Origin of the sequence: Bacillus sp. FF-1 (assembly GCF_028548245.1) — a bacterium.
GTDB classification, from domain to species: domain Bacteria; phylum Bacillota; class Bacilli; order Bacillales; family Bacillaceae_G; genus Bacillus_A; species Bacillus_A paranthracis.
The window spans coordinates 816044-837566 of the sequence record NZ_JAQQGG010000002.1; the positions used below are offsets into that span (position 1 = coordinate 816044).

Here is a 21523-nt window from a genome sequence, read left to right on the forward strand (position 1 = left end):
TCATTCCAATGCGAAAAAATATGCTCTATAGTACCCCCCGACGTACTACGATCAGGGGGAATTTTTCACTTACTGATATAATGGACCAAAGTTTTGGCAGGCACGGTAATCTGCAGCTTCTGGATCTTTTGTTCCGAACATCCCCCATGCACTCGGTCTGAAGATGTCCTCTTCTTTGACGTTATGCATATTCACAGGAATTCGGAGCATGGAAGCAAGAGTAATTAAATCACTGCCAATGTGGCCGTAGCTTATTACACAGTGATTAGCACCCCAATTATTCATTACTGTGTAAACATTTTGAAAGGCACCTTCTCCCGTTAAATTTGGCACAAACCAAGTTGTTGGCCAAGTTGGATCTGTTCTCCCATCCAATACGTCGTGAACCTCTTCTGGTATTTCAACCGTATAGCCTTCTGCAATTTGTAAAACAGGTCCTAATCCTTTCACAAGGTTGAGACGAGCTGCTGTTACAGGCATATTTCCTTTTGTTAAGAAATCGCTCGAGAACCCGCCCCCGCGGAAATATCCTGTTGAAGCTGGTCGCCAGGAAGTAGCTGCCAAACATTTTTGCGCTTCTTCCTCTGCAATTTCCCAAAATGGTTTTATAGCAGGCTTTCCATCTTTCGTTTGTTGTCCTGTCCCGTCAAGTGCAGCCGAACCGGAGTTAATCATATGAATAAATCCATTTGCCGCCAATCCTTCAGGTTTATGTCCTGTCACGCGTTCTACTGCCTCTGGGCTCCAATACGTTCTTACATCTGCAAAAACTTGAGCTGTATTTGTTAATAAATGGCCAAATAGCATCGTAACTCCATTTAAACTATCATTTTCAGTAGCCATAATGTATGGCGGGCGAATTCCGTTCCAATCAAATGAGGAATTTAAAATCGTCTCCATAAAATCACCATTCGGGAAATGATCCGTCCATTGACGCTGGCCTTGGAAACCTGCGGAAATCGCGTTATGCCCTAGCGCTTCTTCACCATAACCAAGTTCCTCTAGTTTCGGATTTCCAACCATGAGATCTCTTGCAATTAACGTCATTTTCACGCTAGTTTCCCAGTCTTTATTCTTTTGCTCCCTTGATCGTTGCATCTCTTCCGCATTATTATCTGGACCTTCTAGGCAATACTCCTTCACCCAGTTTAAGGCTCTTTCATATTCTTCCTTATCATAAATCTCTTCATCTATCCTTCTGACAAATTCGGTCATATCAATATATTCATTTCTCATTCCTAAATAATCTTGGAAAAACTCGGGGTTAACGGTACTACCGGCAATCCCCATAGATACAGATCCCATCGAAAGATACGATTTTCCTTTTAAAGTAGCAACGACAAGACCAGACTTTGCAAATTGAAGTAATTTTCCCTGCACATCTTCAGGAATAGATGTATCACTTAAATCTTGCACATCTTTCCCGTATATGCCGAAAGCCGGAATACCCTTTTGATTGTGGGCAGCTAAGACAGCTGCAAGATACACTGCCCCTGGACGTTCTGTTCCATTAAATCCCCATACTGCTTTTGGAATGTCTGGATTCATATCCATCGTTTCAGAACCATAGCACCAGCATGGTGTAACAGTAATAGAAACACCAACTCCCTCTATCACAAATTTTTCAGCCGCTTTGGCCGCTTCCGCCACACCGCCAATACATGTATCAGCGATGACACATTCTACTGCCTCGCCATTATAATGGCGCAAGTTTTCGGTTAGTAGATTTGCTACCGATTTTGCAAGATTCATCGTCATATCTTCAAGAGATTCACGTACACCATTTCTTCTGCCATCAATTGTTGGTCTAATTCCGATTTTTGGTAATTTATTATAAAATCTATTATGAACTGTTTTCATTTTAAAGCTCCCTTCTTACTACATTGTTATCGATTATTTCAAGAAAACGGCCGTATGCTTCCTGCCATTCTAATTGATTTTGAGGTTGATAATGTTTAACAGGAAACGAGTTTTCAACAATGTCTCTACCTTCCTTTAAATCCTTTATTTTTCCTAGCGCGATCCATTGCGATAATGAATTTCCAATCGCACTCGCTTCAACTGGACCCGCTACAACAGGGCGGTTAGTCGCATTTGCGGTAAATTGACAAAAAAGATCATTCTGAATACCACCGCCGCCCATGTGGATGACTTCTATTGACTTACCAGTTAACACTTCTAGCTTCTCTAACACCCATCTGTACTTGAATGAAAGACTCTCCAAAATACAGCGGAGGAAACTCCCTTCCGTTTCAGGCGGCTGTTGACCACTCTTTATACAGAAATCTCGGATTTGTTTTAGCATATTTTCCGGATTGAAGAAAGAAGGATCATCTGGGTCTATGAAATGTGCAAATGGCTTTGTATTTCGAATCAACGTTTCTTCTTCTTCGTAAGTAAAAAGCTTGCCTTCTTTTGCCCAAGTCCCCCTACATTCTTGCATGAGCCATAACCCCATAATATTTTTAAGTAGTCGAAACTCGCCATCTGCCGTTCCTTCATTTGTAAAGCCCCATTCCAAAGCCTGTTCATTAATGACCGGATCCTTCACTTGAACTCCCATTAAGATCCATGTACCACAACTCATAAAAGCAGAATATTCTGACTTTATAGGCAATGCGGCAAGAGCACAGGCTGTATCATGTCCTGCACCAGCAATAACTTTAACAGGCTTCATGCCAAATTCGTTATGAATGGAAGAAAGTGTCGGACCGAGAGTTGTTCCTGGCATCACAATATTTCCCATGATTTCTTTAGGTAGCTTTAACTTAGTCATAAGGGCGGTATCCCAATTATGCTCATGAATGTGAAATAATGATGTCGTTGTACTAATCGTATATTCATTCGCCTTTTCGCCGGAAAATAAATAACTCAATAAGTTTGGTGTTAATAATAGAGTTTTTGCCTTTTCTATCAAATCTGGGTTATTCTTTTTTATCGTATAAAGCTGGCAAATCGTATTAATTGCTGCTGGCGTGACTCCTGTTCGAGAGAACAAAACATCCCTCGGAATGACTTCCGTAATTTCTTTTAAACTATCATTTGTATGCGGATCTCTATAAGAATAAGGATTGCTAAGCAATTCTCCTGTTGCAGAAAGAAGTCCGAAATCAACGCCCCACGTATCGATAGATAAACTTTCGATCGACTTATGACCGTTTTGAATACTTTTCCCTATTCCATTCTTCATTTCTTGGAAGATCCTTAAAATATCCCAATAGTAATGACCAGTTGCGTAAATAGGGCGATTGGAGAACCGGTGAACTTCTTCAAGATAAAGGCGTTTCCCATCAAATCCACTTACCATTAAACGCCCATTAGATGCACCTAAATCAAAAGCCCAAACTTTTTCCATTCCTTCACACCCCTCGGAAACACTTCAATTACTCCGCATCTTTTAATAGTTGTAATCTATATTTCTCAGAAGATAGATTTCTTAATTCGTGACATTCTTCCTCTGTCAAAATTCTTGGCACGCCCACCGTCGATGCAATCGTATATACTTTGGCCGCTTCTTCTAGAATTTGCATGAGAAAATATGCTTCTTTCATTGTTTTACCAACCGTAAGTACTCCATGATTCCTCATTACGACTACATCATTTTCTTCAATCACATTTGATACAGCGTTAGCCAATACTTCTGTAGTCGGAATCATATATTCAAGATAAGATACGCTTTTGATCATTGCTGGAAAATCTGGGAATAGACTCGGAATGGTATGACCAGTACATGATACACCTACCGAATAACTTGGATGAGCATGTAAAACAGCTGTTATATCAGGACGTTTACGAAAACATTCCAGATGCATTAATATTTCAGAAGATGGTTTTAAATCATCCAATATCTCACCAGTTTCAATATTGACACGTACCCACTCGTGGTCTTCTATCTCTTGCAAATCAAAACCGCTAGGAGAGATATACATCATATTTCCGTCTCTCATACTTAAATTTCCACCTGCTCCTACTACAAGACCCGTTTGGACAATCTTATTTGCATATAATTTCAAATCATTTATTACACTCGACAATAGTATGCACCTCAGTTTCTCTCTTATTTGCACCGCTAGTTTCGATTTAGATTTTATTGATATAGAACTTCCTTAATTTTTGGATCATCAATGTTCTTTTTATCGTACCAATAGAAACCAGTGTCAATTGTTTTGGATACTTGTTTCCCATCTAGGTTCCCAACAGCTGCTTTAACAGTTTCATAACCAATTCCAATTGGATTTTGCGTAATCGCACCTGCCATCACTCCGCTCTTAATCGCATCAATTTGTAGTTTTCCAGAGTCAAAGCCAACTACTACTACACTCTTTTTGTTCAATTCTTTAACAGCATTTACTACCCCTATCGCAGAACCTTCATTTGTACCGAAAATCCCTTTTACATTTGGGTGCGCTTGCATAATTGCCTTAGCAGCGTCAGTCGATTTTAATTGATCGCCGCTACCATATTGAATATCGACAAGTTTAATGTTCGGATACTTTGATTTGATTGTATTTACAAAGCCATCTCGGCGTTCAACACCTGTTTTACTTGTCTGGTCGTGAGCAACTACTGCTACTTCTCCTTTTTCACCAATTAATCCAGCCATTTTCTCAGCTGCAAGAGCTGCCGCCGCTTTATTATCTGTTGCTGCTGTTGCAACAGGTATATCTCCCTCAACGCCTGAGTCAAATGCAACAACCGGAATCTTTTTGTTTTTTGCTTGTTCTAATAAAGGAAGAGCTGCCTTAGAGTCTAATGCCGCAAACCCAATCGCATCTGGTTTTTTATCAAGTGTGCTACGGAGCATTTCAACTTGTTTATCCACCTGCGCTTCCGTTTCAGGACCTACAAATGTAATATTCACCTTATACTCATCTGCTGCTTGCTCAGCCCCTTTTTTAACTGCCTGCCAAAACTGATGCTGGAAACCTTTTGAAATAATCGCAACATAGCGCTTGCCGTCATCTTTTGCAGGAGCATCACTATCCTTACTTCCCGTGCTTGCATTATTTGAAGAACACGCTCCCATAAACATTGAGATTGCGAGAATTGATGATAAAACGATGCACTTTTTTGCTTTTTTCATCCAAAACTCCCCCTATATATTGTTTTATTTAAAAACAGTATCGCAGTTAATTCTTTGCTTTTTTGTTTCGTAACACATCTGCGTAAACTGCCAATAAGATAACCGCTCCAACAACTACTGTTTGCCACTCTTGCGGTACGGAAAGGATTTGAAGACCATTTGTTAACACACTCATAATCAATGCACCGATAACCGTACCAAGAATTGTTCCTTTACCACCACTTAAAGAAGTTCCTCCGATAACGACTGCTGCGATTGCTTCCAATTCATATCCCGCTCCTAAAGCTGGCTGGGCAGAATTTAGACGAGATGCCATTATGATCCCTGCAACACCAGTAAAAACACCTGCAAGCATGTAGATAATGATTTTCCACTTATCAACATTCACTCCTGAAAGCCTAGTTGCTTCTTCATTGCTTCCTAGTGCAAATGTATACCTTCCGATAATCGTTTTATTTAAAATTAAACTTGCGAAAATAGCCATTCCAAAAAAGATGAAAACAGCATTCGGAATAGCAAAGCCAGGGATAATAGAACCCATCGCAATTTTGTTAAAGCTTGGTATAGAAGTGAAATAAATTGGAGTGGCTTTCGAAATAACAAGTGCCAATCCTTTCGCGATCATCATCATCGCTAACGTTGCAATAAATGGCGGAATCTTCAATTTTGCAATTGCAGCTCCAGAAATTAAACCTACTACGGCACCTATTAAAATACCTCCGAGTACAGCTACCCAAACTGGTAAACCTAAGTTGACAGCAAACACACCTGTCATAACCGAAGACAAGGTTAGTACGGTTCCACACGATAAATCAATTCCACTTGTAACGATAATCATCGTTGCCCCTAAAGCAAGGATGCCTGTAACAGCTGTTGATAAAAAGATGCCTATAATATTATCAAATTGCAGAAAATTAGCTGAAGCAATTGAAAAAATGACAACAAGTACAATTAAACTTGCAAATGCTAGAAGCTGCTGAAGAGCATTTGTATTCATCCCTTTCCTCATCTTCCCTTCAACTGGAAGTTCGACTACCTTTTGTATTTCCATTCTTGTTCACTCCTTTATCATCCGTTAGTATCCATTACATAATACGTTTTGTTGCAAGAGTCATAATCGCTTCTTGCGATGCTTTTTCATCATTTTTCAATTCTCCTGTTATTTTTCCTTCACACATGACAATGACACGGTGACTGATTCTTAAAATTTCAGGAAGTTCCGAAGAAATCAGAATAATAGATTTTCCTTGCTGTGCTAAATCATGTAGTAACTTATAAATTTCGTCTTTTGCCCCAATATCAATCCCGCGAGTAGGCTCATCAAAGATTAAGATATCTGAATCTCTAGTCAACCACTTGCCTATAACAACTTTTTGCTGATTCCCTCCCGAAAGATTTTTCACTAATTGATTACCTGATGGTGTTTTTATTTTTAACCTCTTAATTAATTCCTCAGATTGTTGATCCACTTTCGATACATGCATCCAGCCGAAAGGTTTCACATAATCTTTCATCGATGCCATTGCAATATTTGTTTTGACATCCATCCCAACTAGAAGTCCAAACTGTTTTCGATCCTCAGATAAATATCCAATCCCATGTTGCACTGCATCGGAAGGATTTTTAATATTCTGTCTTTTTCCTTTAATAAAAATCTCCCCTGAATCTAGTGGGTCTGCCCCAAATATGGCACGGGCTACTTCTGTTCTTCCAGCACCCATCAATCCAGCAAAGCCAACGATTTCCCCTTTATACAGTTCAAAACTTACATCTTTTATCGTGTTCCCTCTCTTTAAATTTTTTACTTCAAACACCTTTTCTCTCGATCTCTCTTTCATTTCTGGTTTTTGATTGTTATCAATTTTCCTTCCAACCATCATCGAGATAATTTGTTCAATCGTTGCATCCTTTGTATGCATCGTTCCTATATATGTACCGTCTCGCATAATCGATACACGGTCCGTAATTTTCTTTAGCTCTTCCATACGGTGAGAAATATAAACAATTCCTACACCGTCCTCCCGTAATTTCCGAATCATCACAAATAATGCATCGATTTCAGTATCCGTTAAAGCTGCTGTTGGCTCATCCATAATCAATACTTTTGAATCAAAGGATAGAGCCTTAGAGATTTCTACCATTTGTTGTTTCGCAACTGTTAAATTGCCTACCAATTCTCTTAGGTCTAGATGAATGTTTAACCTTTCAAATAGTTTTTTTGCTCTGTTATTTAGTTCTTTTTCATCCAAAAAAAGATTAAATAGCCCTTTAGGTTCTCTTCCAATAAAAATATTTTGGGCAACTGTTAAATGCGGAGCTAAATTAAGTTCCTGATGGATTATACTGATTCCAAGTCTTTGTGCTGCTTTTGTATCGGGAACCTCGATTTCTCTTCCTTCGTATGCAATCGTTCCAGTATCCCTTTGATAAATCCCTGTTAAAATTTTCATTAATGTAGATTTTCCGGCTCCATTCTCTCCCAAAAGTGCGTGAACTTCGCCTTTTTTCAATTCAAACCGCACATTAGAAAGCGCTTGCACTCCAGGGAACGCTTTACTAATTCCATCCATTTTCAGTAGCAATTCACTCATCCTATCACCTACTACCCTATCAATTTTTTATTCAAATACTATATTAGTTTCATCATGCGTTAATCCGTAACCACGCCCTTTTTTAAAATCATATTGGCATAGAGAGCACTTTCACTCGTTGCAACAATCGCATACGCCTTCTTTGCCCTCTCATAAAACGCAAAGCGGTCAATCATCTCAAACCCATCAAAATGAGTATCATATTTTTTAATTGTCGCATCATACGTTTCCCAAATGGAGGGAGATACATGATCCCCCTTTACAACCTTCATTAACGAAACAGAATGATTACTATACGTATCGAGTGGAAAGAATTGCAAAATTGCCTGTAATACTTCAAGAACCCCATGACCTTCACATCGAATGAGCTTCGTCCCGCAAGAGGCAGCGGGGAAATTGCCATCCGCTAAAACAATCTCATCCCCATGCCCCATTTCTAAAAGAACTTTCATTAAATCTGGACTAATTATTTTCGGTATTCCTTTTAGCATTTCTATCTCCCTTCCGATTTTTATCTTAACGAAAATACATTTCAACTACTTACACTTTGTGCATCTATTAATAACTTTGGTGTAAATATTTCATGAAAGGGACCTTCTTCATTATTTAAGCGTTTCAGTAATATATCGCCTACCCTTTCTCCCATTTCATATGGTTTGTGAGCGACTGATATAATCCCAGGCGCTTGTAATAATTGTGCGGCTTCCACATCACCAAAAGAAGCGATCACGATGTCCTCTGGTACAGAGTAGCCTCTCCTCGTTAATTCAAGAAGAACACCAAATGCCATTTCATTGTTCAAAGATAGAATAGCTGACGGTTTCTCAGTGAAATTAAGAAAATAATCAACTGCTTTCATACCACCTTCTCTTGTGAAAGTGCTATTAAACGTATAGTTTTCATCTTCTTGAATCCCAAACTCTTCTAAAGCTTTCTGAAATCCTTCATAGCGCTCTTTACCTGTACTAACGTTTAACAATCCATTTACAAGACCAATCGACCGATGCCCCTGTTGTAAAAGATAGCTCGTTAATGTATAAGCACTTTCAAAATTACTTTCTACAACCGAATCTAATTTTGAATCTCCAATCTCAACAGTCCGATCAACTAAAACGATTGGTACACCAGCTTGATGAATACTTCTCACTCTTTCTTCACAACCTCCAGCAGTAGCCAATACAATCGCATCCACCCGCTGTTCCACTAATAGTTGCAACAATTTATCCTCTTTTTTAGGATTTTCATGACTGCTACAGAAAATAAGGTTATAGCCCTTTTGCTGTACAATATCTTCAATCGCCTTTGAAATTGTCATGTAATAATGGTTTGTAATATCCGGAATCACAACACCAATCGTGTATGTTTTATCTTGCTTTAAACTTCTAGCAATCGCATTTGGTTGATAATTCAATTTTTTCACAGCTAAATGAACACGATCTTTAATGTCGTCACTTACAAATCCACTTTCGTTTAACACACGAGATACTGTAGCTGTAGACACATTCGCTTCCAATGCAACATCTTTAATTGTAGACTTAGCCATTTCATCACTCTTTCTAAATTTTCAAGAAATCGTTTACTTCAGTTTTGTTTAAACCCTTATTTTATCCATGTAAACGATTACTTAGTAGTTTACATGGATAATAATAATTTAATTTTCAGAATATTTCAAGGCTTTTTATAAACATTTTTTTCACAAAAATACACCTATTCATCAGATAACCTGAAAAACGTGAATGGAGTCGTTTTTTTCGTGATTAAATCCACGTTTATTACACATTCTACTGCCGTCATACCGTTCTATTTTGAAGTTTCATAGTACATAAAAAAAGAGCCAAATCGATTGAGTTGGCTCTTTCCTTTATTTACTACTCCCCTGTTTCAGAAAATCGTTTTATACGTTCACCAATTTCATCACGAACACGTTGAAATTCGGACCATTCTTTTCCTGCTGGATCATCAAATCCCCAATGAACACGATTCACATCCGGCGGAGTAGATGGACAAACAGAATCCGCATGACTACAAAGCGTAACGACTAAATCAGCACGATTTAAAATATTTGCATCAATTATATCTGATGTTTGATTTGTTATGTCGACATTTACTTCGTTCATTGCTTTAATTGCGTTTGGATTTACTCCATGTGCTTCGATTCCTGCAGAATATACATTCCACTTATCTCCTAAATATTGTTTGCCCCATGCTTCTGCCATTTGGCTTCGGCATGAATTTCCTGTACATAAAAAGTAGATTGTCTTTTTGTTCTCCATGTTGTTTTCCACCTTTATTTTTAAATTTAGACTGATTGATCATTAAAATATTTACGTTTAAACCAAAAAGCAACGTTTACAAGTGCAATCATGACAGGTACTTCAACTAAAGGACCGATAACAGCTGCAAATGCTGCGCCCGAATGAATACCAAACACACCAACTGCTACAGCAATCGCTAACTCGAAATTATTGCTACCTGCTGTAAATGCTAATGTTGTAGTCACCGGATAATTTGCACCAATCTTTCTTCCCATAAAGAAAGAAACAAAAAACATTACGATAAAATAGATTAATAACGGAATCGCTATTCTTACCACATCTAGTGGCACGCTAACAATCATCTCTCCTTTTAAAGAGAACATAACGATGATCGTAAATAGCAATGCGAGTAGTGTAAGTGGACTAATTTTAGGTATAAACACCTTTTCATACCACTGTCTTCCTTTTAACTTAACGAGTACAAAGCGTGTCAACATACCTGCTATAAAAGGAATTCCCAAATAGATAAATACTGATTTTGCTACTTCTATCATTGTAATATCGACAATAGCCCCTTCAATCCCTAACCATTCTGGAATTACCGTTACAAACACGTATGCATAAACCGAGAAGAATAACATTTGAAATACCGAATTAAAAGCGACTAAACCTGCCGCATATTCTTTATCACCATCAGCTAGATCGTTCCAAACAATGACCATTGCAATGCAACGTGCTAACCCAATCATAATGAGACCGACCATGTATTCTGGTTTATCAGGGAGAAAAATAATTGCTAACACAAACATAAGTACCGGACCAATAATCCAGTTTTGTATTAAAGATAGAACTAACACTTTAACATCTTTAAATACTCGGCCCATTTCCTCATAGCGAACTTTCGCTAATGGTGGATACATCATTACAATTAAACCAACAGCAAGCGGAATAGACGTCGTTCCAACCTGTAATGTATTCAGTCCGTCTACTACACTAGGGGACAAAAACCCTAAACCAATCCCAACAGCCATCGCTAGAAAGATCCATAGTGTTAAATATCGGTCTAGAAAAGATAAACGTTTCATTTTATTTTCCATCTCCTATTAACAACAAGAATTTTTAGCTACCTCATTTGAAGTCGTGCAACAAGATGGATCTTCAATTTTATGAACATCACTATGTGCTTTCGTATAAAAGAACTCCCACTCATTCCCATCAGGGTCTGTTACCCAAAACTTATCTTGCACTGCATAGCAACAAGTCGTATCCATCTCATCACGCGCGAAGAAACCTTCTTTTTCTAATCGTTCTTTATGTAATGTAATTTCTTCAGCTGTATCCACTTGGAAACCAAAATGATTTACCTGATTTCCATTCACTTCATCTCGCACATTCAGCGTGAAATTAAGTCCTGGCATCTCTAATAGAAATTTTGCATAATCCGTTTTCACTTTAACTGGTGATACACCAAATACTTTTTCATAAAATTCAATCGACTTCTCTAAATTCATAACGTTTATACCGACGTGAACATATCTCATACCTTATTCCTCCTCTTTACATATCCTTAATCAAGTTTTTTTGATTAATATCTCAAAATTTTAACAGCAGCTACCTTTGCCTGTTTTTCTAAAGATACAGCACAATTCTTCTGATAATAAATTATTCACTTCCGCATCATTTAAATCATAATAACTCCACGTACCTTTTGTTTCTTTTACAATTAAACCTGCGTCTAATAAAATCTTTAAATGATAGGACAACTTAGATTGTGTCATTTCAAAAATCTCTGTTAAATCACATACACACGTCTGGCCTCGCTGACAAAGTTCATACATGATTTCTAGACGTTTCTGATCCGCCAACGCTTTAAACTTTTTCTCATAGAGCTGAAAATCTTGTACCACTGTAGTTCACTTCCCTTCATCAACTTTTTTTGATGTTTATAGTATATATGTAGATGAGTTCTATATGCAACTAGTTAATCAAGTTTTTTTGATTTATCAAAAAAACTTCCTCGCATCATCACTTTGCTACAACTAAAAAAGGCCATAGCCTTTTCAAAAATGAAAAACTATGGTTCTTTTTACAACTTAATAGTTACAACATTTCCGAGAAATGGAGTCTCTATAACTATTTTTAATTTTAATTTGATCATTATAGAGTAGTGCCCCGTCACCCTCAATCTAAGAAAAACAAATACCCCAAAATGAGAAAAATCAATATAACTCTTGTTTTTGGTGCATATTCATAAAAAGCACGTTACCCTTTCTCATTAACATAAGAGAATAGTAACGTGCTTTTTATTTCAAAAATAGTCTAAATCCTTAAGTTGATGGTTGTGGGGCGGGACCCTAATAAGAACGGTATCTAAGGTTGTATGAGTGGTGTTCGTTCCATTCCAAAGGCCTCTGCCGACGATTAACTCAAGTACCGGTTTCGGATAACCCCCATGTGATGAAGCTCGTGTCCTGCAATGCTGTACGCGAGGGCGCGCGCCGTAATGCTTAGGTTGTTGGCTGTGCCCTTGCGGATCCACGCCTCCGCTGGTAGCCCGCGCAGTAATGTAATCGTTGATTGCCGTACGGCCCGGTAGTCTTCGGCCAATTGCGCGGTTGTCCAGCTTCCGAAAGGAGGTATGAATAATTCCTGATCGAAACCGGTCAAAGGCGTCTGGTCCCCTCTTGCGAACCGGAGCAGGCGGTAGGTCATGACGCGTTCCGCGTCTGTAATGTGGCCCACAACTTCTTTCAGTGTCCATTTTCCTTCCGCATACCGATATGCGGCCTGGCTTTCGGTCAACGATGCCAGGAGTTCGGTCATTTGCTTTTCCTGAGCGAGCAAAATGTCGATGATGTTACCGTCTGGCACCAAACGGATATATTCGCCGGAGCTCCCAGCGTATTCTTCTTCTGACGGTCTTTGATTCATGCGTAGTCACCTCTTTATGTATATATAGAAAATTATAGCACTCGTCTATGTCTAATCAATTCGTGAAATGATAAAACTTCCCTTCTAATAAATGAGGATAAGCAACTATTTAGTCGGTCGCCACACTATCCTGATTCGTTAGCACAATAAGCAATGCTAATCAATAATGCATAAAAATTAGAAGTTATACAATATTTCAAAGTTATGAATATATATTAGTTTATTCCACAACATACATAAATACATTTTGTCGAAACTATTAAAAAGGTAAATTTTCTCTAGCTGGAGAATTAATAATTGTTTTACCAATATGTAAACATCTCAATTTAAAACTAAAGGAGAACAAAATGGGAAAAATAATTGTATCGATGTACCTCTCACTAGATGGTGTCATGGAGGAACCAGCTTGGACTGCTCCATACTTCAATGAAGAAGTAGCAAAGTTTCAATCCAATTTACTGTTTGAAAGTGAAGCTCTTCTACTAGGGCGAGTAACCTATCAAGGTTTTGCAGCTGCCTGGCCTTCTATGACTGATGAAGAAGGTTTTGCTGATAAGATGAACAGCATTCCTAAATTTGTTGCTTCAACAACTTTAGAAAAAACCGAATGGAATGCAAATCTTATCAAGGATAATGTTATAGAAGAAATATCGAAACTGAAGGAACAGCCCGGTCAGAACCTTTTAATCTATGGCAGTGGTGATCTTACACAAACATTAATGCAACATGACCTCATTGATGAATATCACTTTATAGTCAATCCCGTTATCGTAGGAAGCGGAAAGCGTCTCTTTAAAGACCAGAGCAATACAAAAGCATTAAAACTTATAGAAACAAGAACGACCAGTTCAGGTGTCGTTATTCTTTCCTATCAGTCGGAGAAAAAAGAATAATTATTGATAAATTATATAAACAAAAAAACTCATCAGAATAAATCCTGTTGAGTGTTTTCAAACAATGGACAAAACTTTTTTACATCCTGGCTCACTAGGATGTAACCATGAACCATTTCGCTCAACACGGTATTGTTAATTTTGATGCTGGGCAATTCTCTGTTGAATTGAAAAAAGTACCATATGATAACGAAAACTTTATAAATCAATACTTAAAGTTACAAATTCCAGATTATAAAACCATTTTAAAGATTTTTTATGGGAAGAACATATAATCTAATTAAACTAGTAGCTCTATTGACTTCCGAGTTTAATGATTATATAAGAGGAACTAAGATTTTGCACTATCTATAAAACAAAAAAGACGTTATCCTTCCTGTAGAATTATAGGAAAGAATAACGTCTTTTATTCATTTTAAGAGTATTTCTTTTTATTAGCTTAAGAGCGATATGGCTGTACTCCTATAATAAGATCGGGTTTTAAAGGGTCTTTTTTATCGTAATATGTATTATTGTAATACGTATTATTGTAAAATATTGTATATGATTATTTTTTTAGGAGTGTTGAGACATGAGATATTTGATTTATGGAGCAGGAACAATAGGTACAGCCTATGCTTGGTTGTTATCACACCAGCATGAAGTAGACGTTTATGTGAGAAACGAAGATAAAAAAAAGGAATTTCAAAAAAGGAAACTGTATGTAAAAGATCTGCGTGTAAAAGAAACAACGTACAGCGAGAAAAATATTTCTGTAAATTGTATAACAGAAATAACTAATAAATATGATGGTATTTTAGTAGCTGTTAATCGGTATCAATTACGTAACATACTCCCACAACTTAATTCTTTAAAAGAAAACACTAATTACTTTGCTTTCATGCAAAATAATTGGAATATAAAAGAAGACTTGGAAGATTACTTTAGTGATGAAGAATATATTATAGCATTTCCATCTTCTATAGGTGGAGGACGTGAATCTAATAAAACAGAAATAATTATCTTTGATGAAGCAACCAGATTAGGTGGTTCAACTAAAGGAAGTATAAATAATATGGAGGAATCGCTAAAAAGAGTTAATATTAAAACCAAGTTTGATAAAAACATATTTGATTGGTTAAAAGTTCATTATTTACAACAATCTATTACAGCAGGAGCGGTTCTTGAAGCCGGTTCATATTTAAAATTTGCAAACGATTATAAAAGCGTAAAAAAAATGGTTTTAGCTTTTAGAGAAGGAATCAATGTATGTAAAGCTTATGGTGTACCCACAAATAAAATATTTCCGTCTAAATTCTTTAACCTTCCCCTTTTCATAGTTGCACACTTAATACAAAAAATGTTTTTATCTGAAAATACTATGGAAATGGTGGAAAATCATATGAAAGAAGGCTTATCAGAATGGGTATATGGATATAACGAAGTATTGAAAGAAGGATTAAAAATGGAAATATCTATGCATGATTGGGCTTCATATGAACCATACATTATGTCATGGCTCAAAAAATCTTAAAAACTTCGATATTTCATTTTAATGTTTCACATTATTTTACATAAATGATATCAAATTTGATAGGGCAAGACAAGAATTCGTTCTTTTTTGAGTCACTCACAAAAAACCAAGGTAAATCCAATCATTTTGTCGAGTTTTCCTTGGTTTTTAATTAATGAAAAATTTTATATCTCTACTGTTACTCATAAGAATTCAGGTCATTTTTTTCGTTTTGGGGTATTTGCTTTTCTTAGCTTGATAGCGATGGGGTAGGACCCCAAAACAGTACGATTTTATTTCAAAGACACAACGATCTTACTACACACTTTTTATTTATCCCACACTCTCATCTACTAGTATTACTATTTTTTATTACTAATGTTGCCGTTTCACTCGGATGGCTAAGAGGAAAATGATGGCCATATGGAACAAAATCAACCTTACCAAGATGCGATGGAGCAGAATAGGCTCTGTCATAATCCCCCCAAATAATGTGAAGATTATACTTTGTTACTTCATTGAAATCACCTTGATCGTTTTTCAGTAGTAAACTGTTAAGCTGAACCGTAGTATTTAAAATTCTAGGAGAAGTAAAACTTTTACTTATCTTTTCAATATAATGTTCAGGGATGCTCTCCATACTTTCAAACAAACCATTACTTAATAAATAACGCCCTATCAAATTAGTAGTTGCCAGTTTTAATGTCCATTTGTTCATAAATTGAGGAACATTTAGGGATTTAGCATTTTTTTTAACAACAGGTGGCTGAAGTAAAGTGATTGCATACTTCTTATCTATGTACTCTTGTACCAATGCTTCCAGAAGAATAAACGCACCGAATGAATGTCCAATTAGATGTGCACCATTCGTAGCTTTCTCCAATAACTTTTTCACTACATTCAAATAGATATCTAGAAGATTTTTCTCTCGTTTAAAAGGAGAACATCCCAAACCTGGAAGATCCAAAATCCATACAGGTTGACCAGTTTTTTCATGAAGCTCTTGTGCTAAAGGAAATAAATCCTCTCCATCACTCAATAAACCATGTAATAATATAAACGGTTGACCCTCTCCTTGTAATTGGTAAAGGGTATTGTTATCGCATAATGTTCGTTTAAATAAATGATTATGCTGGCCATTTTGATACATCATTCGATAATCCAGATCAGCTACTACGGCAGGGAGAAATTTCATTACACTCGTCTTCTTAAACCAATCTCCTCCCATAATTTTTTTCGCTGAAACATTTGAAAATTTTTGTTTTGTAATAAAATTCAGTCCATCAGAAGGAATTTTTGTTATTTTACTTACTCCACTATTCATAATTGCTTTCATAAGTGGCATCGGGACAGAGATTTTTGGTGCCCTCATATTCATACTTTCCGACATAATACTTAATAATTCAGCAATGTTTTGATCGTGCTGTTTGTCTTCAACAAGTGTATATGTTTGAATAGTCGGTTGCTCCAATCTGAAAACCTGCACAATAAACTTCGCAAGCTCATCGTTTGAAATAAGTGGTAACCTATATCCCTTACCTCCAGGAATCACTGGCATGATCCCTCTTCGCATACTCATCACAAGCAAACCTAATCCTGCTATCTGCTCTGTACTCCCTGTTTTACTACTACCGACTACAGTTGGCGGATTAATTACAGAAAGCGGATAACCTACTGTTGATGCCTGCTGACGGATATAAAGATCTGCTAAAAATTTTGTTCTCTCATATGGATTTTTTATTTTTAAATAATTGTTTCCTTCTTTAAACACATCAATTGCAATCTTGCTATTTTTATCATCAAAGGGACTCATATAACCTACAACATGAATAAATTGTTGCAAACCCTTCAATTGATGAATACTTTTAGCTAATTCACTAATATGTTTGGCGCCATTTAAAAATACGGAAGCTGCCTCTTTACTTGTCGCTTGAATATCCATGGGGCCTCCTGCGTGAATAATCACATCCGTTTTCAATACCCTCTCCTTATCTTCACCACTTAGACCTAAATCTATTTTCGTCAAATCACCTTCAATAAAGTGCATAACATCCTTTTTTAAGATGCCTCTTTCTTGAAAAATGCTTGTTGCTTTACTTTTCGACCTCACTAAAAGAAGAATTTTAACATCCTCTTTGGCTAATTCTTTCACTAATTGCTTTCCAATAAAGCCTGTTCCACCAGTTAAAAATACTGTTCTCATATAAGATCCCCTTTTTAGTACTACTTAGTACTAATTTGATGTAAAAAAAATGCTTCTTTTATCGAAGCAATTTTAAAAAATGATCTGCTGTTTTCGTGATTACAGTTGCATCCTTCAATGTTTCTGAAATAAATAACGCCCCTTCAAGATTTGTAATAAAAAGGGATGCAACCTCATCAATATGAATCGTATTTCTGAATTCTCCATTCTCTATCCCTTGTTTAAGTAATAGAGAAACTTTCTTTTGTAATCCTGTAAAAAAAAGACCTATTTTTTCTTTTATTTGCGTGGCCTGTGTAGGACTTTGAATATAAAGAGTAATAAATGGACAGCTTCCCTTATACTCTCTCGATTGAACTCCTTGTGATAATTGCTTTAAAAACAGTTGGATACGATCTTCAACTAAAAATTGGTTCTGAGAAATTACGTCATCAATTGCAGATTGATACATTTCAATCCAATAATCAACGACCGCTTCTAATAATACTTCCTTATTAGAAAAGTGATAATACACATTAGACTTTGAAACTTTGCTTACACGTACTAATTCATCCATACTTGTATAAGCAAACCCTTTTTCTAAAAATAATGTTGCAGCTACTTCAATCACATGTTTTTGATTCATTAATTTTACCTTTGTCATAATTAGAACTATATAGTACTAATTTAAATATCGCAAGCATTTATGTTAATTTTTAAAAAAGTTTAATTAAAAAAGTTCCACTAACATTGATTTTACTGCAAAAAAATCTTATTTTGAATAAAGTTGAACTGAACCCCGAAATTGTTCATTCACTATTGTCTAATAGAGGTCACCATACATACCCATCACAACTTTAGAAAAAGAAATACCCCCAAAACAAAAAATGAACGGCTTCTCAGAATAATTATCTGTAGAGAAAGAAAATTTTAATTTAGGGGGATATGAAAGTATTAGCTTGATGGTGATGTGGTGCTCTCCCAATATGTAAATAAAAAGTAGGAGGAGCCTATATTAACAGACTCCTCTTTAAAATAGCCATTCTATACATGTTAGAAATAAATTCATTTTATTAATAATGAATATTCACCGTTTTTATCATCGAATTTATATACATTTAAATAATATTTACCTGGTTTCGCTGCGAATTTCCCCTTTATAACATTTCCTTCATCTTCACCACAAGCTACATAATTTTGCATGTCTGATTCATGATAAAGCACCCATGTCATCCCAATATTTTGTTCATTTACCACAGAAATATCTACTTCTTTTGGATCTGTAACATTAAACGTATAAACATCTGTTTGATCAGGAGTAATCAGATTTCCTTTTACAAGCGTATTAAACGGGAGTACCTTCTCCTCTTCATAAGATTCACCTGTTTGCGGATCTTGTTTTACAGTAACTTTTGTTTGTTCTTTGCTTTCTTTTCCTCTACTATCTTTTACTGTTAGTTCCACAGTGTATGTTCCTTTTTCTCCATATACATGGGTAGGATTTGCTTCTGTACTTGTAGTACCATCTCCAAAGTTCCATAGATAAGAAATAACTTTTCCATTTTCACTTTTTGTACCATCGCTATGAAATTGAATCTCTTCATTTACTATCCCACTGTATGGTCCATTCATATTTACTGTAGTAGTTGTTTTTTCCTTTTCCTCTGTTGCAACACCATGAAAAACAATATCATATTCAAACTGGTTAGCTGCATTCACACGATAGTTTACAAAATAGGCTGTAACTGTTTTATAACCACTCCAACCTTTTTGGGATAACTGCTCTAAAGTTTGGTTTACTTGTTTACTCATCGCTTTCCAATCTTCAGACTCACCTTTTGATGTACCACCTGTGTACTTGCCTTCCACGGTAAATGTATTAAAGAATTGCGACTCATATTTTGTAATTTTGGCATCTTTTATATTTGCTACATCCACAATTTCGTTTTTCACTTCAGCTAGCGGCTTTGGTGCGTGTTGAATTAAATAATCATTTGTTACTTGCGGTACATTATATTTTTCTTGATTATCAATCAACTGCTGCATATACGCTTGATATTCTGCATTCAATTGTGTATTGTTGCTCAATGATTCACGATATGAGTCATAATTTTTCACATCGTTTGTACGGATTAAATCTTGAAGCTTATCAAATGTTTCAAATTGATGATTATACAAATATGACTGTAGTGCAAAGGAATACTTATAAAAGTCCCATGATCCATATTTTGAGAACAAAGTTTGCTTTGCTGTATAACGGCTTGCTGGATTAGATGATAAGCCACTTATCATACTTTTACGCGGAACAACATTATTTGTACGTGTAGATCCTGCAAAAAATTCTGCATTTCCTTCTTGGAACCAAGTTAATCGTTCATTTTGATACATTTCTCCGCTTCCAAATAAACCAGGAACCTCATACCTTCCTTGTAAATAATGAGTGAATTCATGACGGAATAACTCTTCTAAACTATAAATGCTCTGCTTTGGCGTACGCTCATATGTAAAGAAGGTCCCCTTCTCTTCAATATAAATTCCACCGTTGTTTGTTTCATATCCATATAATTGTCTATTTAATTGATATTCATCTGGATTATTATAAATTACTATTGTTAGTACATCATCAGCGTTACCTGGTTCTAGCGCTTTATCATTACCAATTACACGGTGATATTGTGCTTTTACTTCTTTGGCTGCCCAATATAATTTCTTAATTTTTTCTTCTGTTACTTTATCTCCCGTCTTGAAGACAATTGATCCGTCATCAAATGTATATGTTTTAGGTAAGTATTGTCGTTTCCCTTCTTCACGTATTTTCTGTAGATCTACTGCATTTCCACTATAATCTTTTCCACCATAGTTTGTTTTCATTTGTTCTACTGCTACAAAATAAGGTCCACTTAGACGAGGATACAAGCTCATCGCTTGTGTAATAACTTCCAATCCTTTGTATGGATTACTATGAAATTTCCCTAAACGACCTGCATAATAAATGCCATTATTAATTAGCCAACTATTTTCATTTGTTATATTCCCCACGAGAGCAATTCTATTAACCTCATTTATAAAGTTATCAATCTTTCCATACCACATTGTTTCATTAGGTTGCTTATTCGTATCCTGCAAATAAGACTGTATATCATAATCAATTCCTTTTACAATTTCATATACGGCTTGTCCTTTCGCATAATCGCTTTCATACGTAGAAAGATTATCATTATATTGTTTTAAAATATTTACCGCATACTGTACTGTTTCAGTATCACTAGAGGCATTACCAATTAATTTTCCATACGCAGTTACGACTCTATCTTGCTCAGCTGTACCTAATTTGAAGTTTGGATTTTTCGCAATCGCTTTCAATGCGGGTAAACACTTGTCATGGAAGCTTCTCTCTTTTAAGTAACTTAATTCATTATTATAATATCCCACATAAAAAGCAGAACGTAATACTTCAACAAATGTTTCAATGCCCTTTGAATTTTCTTTCGTAAACGTCCTTCCTCGTTGTCCTAATTCATTAATGATAACGTTCATGCGTTCTTTATTCTGATAAAATGCTTTCGTATCTTGATTGAATTGAAATAAATCCGTAATTTGATTCCAAGAAATTTTTGATAATGTATCAATGAGTTCGCTATTAGGCATTTTATTCAGTTCTGCCAAAGTATAGCTTTGCTTTAATTGAATTTCATCACGTTTCATAACCGGAGTAGGACGTTGTGAAAAATCTCCTATTTTTAAACGCTCTTCAAAAGTCAAAGTTTCGTCCGCTTTTGTAGCATGTACAATTTCATCTTTTGAAGTTTCTGTCCCCATTGGTTTCATCTGTAAGATATTATAGGGTGCTGTTTCTTCTGCTGATACCTGTGTTTGAATACTTCCAAATGATAATGCCATTGTACTAATCCCAATCATCATTTGGGTGAATTTTAAATTCTTGTTCATTACATTTCCTCCATTTATATATTCCATCCAAAAATATAACATTTTATCTTAATAAATCATTATAATATGTATTATTTCATATTTAATTACATGAATTTCCCTATAAACTGATATTAAATAAAACATTATAGAATTTTTTTCTTTTTTC

The 21523-nt window shown here is 35.9% G+C and carries 19 protein-coding genes; 3 read left to right on the plus strand and 16 right to left on the minus strand.

All coding sequences use genetic code 11. The features are described 5' to 3' along the window. Positions 1 to 69: 69 nt before the first annotated feature. The 13 genes from PQF83_RS09665 to PQF83_RS09725 form a co-directional block, all read right to left on the minus strand. Complete coding sequence (locus PQF83_RS09665) at positions 70 to 1860, minus strand: L-fucose isomerase (protein ID WP_000859472.1); 1791 nt, start codon at positions 1858 to 1860, stop codon at positions 70 to 72. A gap of 1 nt (position 1861) precedes the next feature. Continuing rightward, positions 1862 to 3355 (minus strand): rhamnulokinase, encoded by a 1494-nt coding sequence (locus tag PQF83_RS09670; RefSeq protein WP_000416984.1) that lies wholly within the window; start codon positions 3353 to 3355, stop codon positions 1862 to 1864. A 28-nt stretch (positions 3356 to 3383) separates the two neighbouring features. Continuing rightward, entirely contained in the window at positions 3384 to 4034 is a 651-nt protein-coding gene (locus PQF83_RS09675) for a class II aldolase/adducin family protein (protein ID WP_000099999.1), read from the minus strand. A 53-nt stretch (positions 4035 to 4087) separates the two neighbouring features. After that, positions 4088 to 5083, minus strand: a complete 996-nt coding sequence (locus tag PQF83_RS09680; protein ID WP_000709391.1) for an ABC transporter substrate-binding protein — start codon at positions 5081 to 5083, stop codon at positions 4088 to 4090. Between the two features lie 46 nt (positions 5084 to 5129). Further along, positions 5130 to 6134 carry an ABC transporter permease gene (locus PQF83_RS09685; protein WP_000405464.1) on the minus strand — a complete coding sequence of 335 codons (1005 nt, stop codon included), beginning with the start codon at positions 6132 to 6134 and terminating at the stop codon, positions 5130 to 5132. A 34-nt stretch (positions 6135 to 6168) separates the two neighbouring features. After that, positions 6169 to 7674, minus strand: a complete 1506-nt coding sequence (locus PQF83_RS09690; protein WP_272792296.1) for a sugar ABC transporter ATP-binding protein — start codon at positions 7672 to 7674, stop codon at positions 6169 to 6171. Positions 7675 to 7733: 59 nt separating this feature from the next. Next, positions 7734 to 8165 carry an L-fucose mutarotase gene (gene fucU, locus PQF83_RS09695; RefSeq protein ID WP_000911706.1) on the minus strand — a complete coding sequence of 144 codons (432 nt, stop codon included), beginning with the start codon at positions 8163 to 8165 and terminating at the stop codon, positions 7734 to 7736. 41 nt (positions 8166 to 8206) lie between these two features. Then, positions 8207 to 9217 carry a LacI family DNA-binding transcriptional regulator gene (locus tag PQF83_RS09700; protein WP_001140123.1) on the minus strand — a complete coding sequence of 337 codons (1011 nt, stop codon included), beginning with the start codon at positions 9215 to 9217 and terminating at the stop codon, positions 8207 to 8209. Between the two features lie 325 nt (positions 9218 to 9542). Next, positions 9543 to 9947: an arsenate reductase (thioredoxin) gene (arsC, locus tag PQF83_RS09705; RefSeq protein WP_000428361.1), complete on the minus strand. Its 405-nt coding sequence runs from the start codon at positions 9945 to 9947 to the stop codon at positions 9543 to 9545. Positions 9948 to 9973: 26 nt separating this feature from the next. Continuing rightward, positions 9974 to 11014, minus strand: coding sequence for an ACR3 family arsenite efflux transporter (gene arsB / locus PQF83_RS09710; protein WP_000826527.1), 1041 nt, complete (start codon positions 11012 to 11014; stop codon positions 9974 to 9976). Between the two features lie 18 nt (positions 11015 to 11032). Then, positions 11033 to 11470, minus strand: coding sequence for an ArsI/CadI family heavy metal resistance metalloenzyme (locus tag PQF83_RS09715; RefSeq protein WP_001270986.1), 438 nt, complete (start codon positions 11468 to 11470; stop codon positions 11033 to 11035). Positions 11471 to 11530: 60 nt separating this feature from the next. Then, the gene (gene arsR / locus PQF83_RS09720; RefSeq protein WP_002163599.1) at positions 11531 to 11836 is read right to left on the minus strand and encodes an arsenical resistance operon transcriptional regulator ArsR; all 306 of its coding nucleotides are present in this window, start codon (positions 11834 to 11836) and stop codon (positions 11531 to 11533) included. 514 nt (positions 11837 to 12350) lie between these two features. Further along, positions 12351 to 12860, minus strand: coding sequence for a DinB family protein (locus tag PQF83_RS09725; RefSeq protein WP_001076313.1), 510 nt, complete (start codon positions 12858 to 12860; stop codon positions 12351 to 12353). A gap of 347 nt (positions 12861 to 13207) precedes the next feature. Between PQF83_RS09725 and PQF83_RS09730 the strand changes: the two genes are divergently transcribed. From PQF83_RS09730 to PQF83_RS09740, 3 genes are all read left to right on the plus strand, one after another. Then, entirely contained in the window at positions 13208 to 13753 is a 546-nt protein-coding gene (locus tag PQF83_RS09730; RefSeq protein ID WP_000516234.1) for a dihydrofolate reductase family protein, read from the plus strand. A 107-nt stretch (positions 13754 to 13860) separates the two neighbouring features. Next, positions 13861 to 14028: a hypothetical protein gene (locus PQF83_RS09735; RefSeq protein WP_001015238.1), complete on the plus strand. Its 168-nt coding sequence runs from the start codon at positions 13861 to 13863 to the stop codon at positions 14026 to 14028. 296 nt (positions 14029 to 14324) lie between these two features. Then, a complete protein-coding gene (locus tag PQF83_RS09740; RefSeq protein ID WP_001269750.1) occupies positions 14325 to 15266 on the plus strand; it encodes a ketopantoate reductase family protein in 942 nt (313 codons plus the stop codon). 325 nt (positions 15267 to 15591) lie between these two features. Here the strand turns inward: PQF83_RS09740 and PQF83_RS09745 are convergent, their stop codons facing one another. The 3 genes from PQF83_RS09745 to colA all read right to left on the minus strand — a co-directional run bounded on the left by PQF83_RS09745 (position 15592) and on the right by colA (position 21375). Beyond that, positions 15592 to 17448, minus strand: a complete 1857-nt coding sequence (locus PQF83_RS09745; protein ID WP_001261155.1) for an alpha/beta fold hydrolase — start codon at positions 17446 to 17448, stop codon at positions 15592 to 15594. Positions 17449 to 17506: 58 nt separating this feature from the next. Then, a complete protein-coding gene (locus tag PQF83_RS09750; protein ID WP_001072132.1) occupies positions 17507 to 18073 on the minus strand; it encodes a TetR/AcrR family transcriptional regulator in 567 nt (188 codons plus the stop codon). A 419-nt stretch (positions 18074 to 18492) separates the two neighbouring features. After that, entirely contained in the window at positions 18493 to 21375 is a 2883-nt protein-coding gene (gene colA / locus PQF83_RS09755; RefSeq protein ID WP_001038986.1) for a collagenase ColA, read from the minus strand. Positions 21376 to 21523 lie beyond the last annotated feature (148 nt).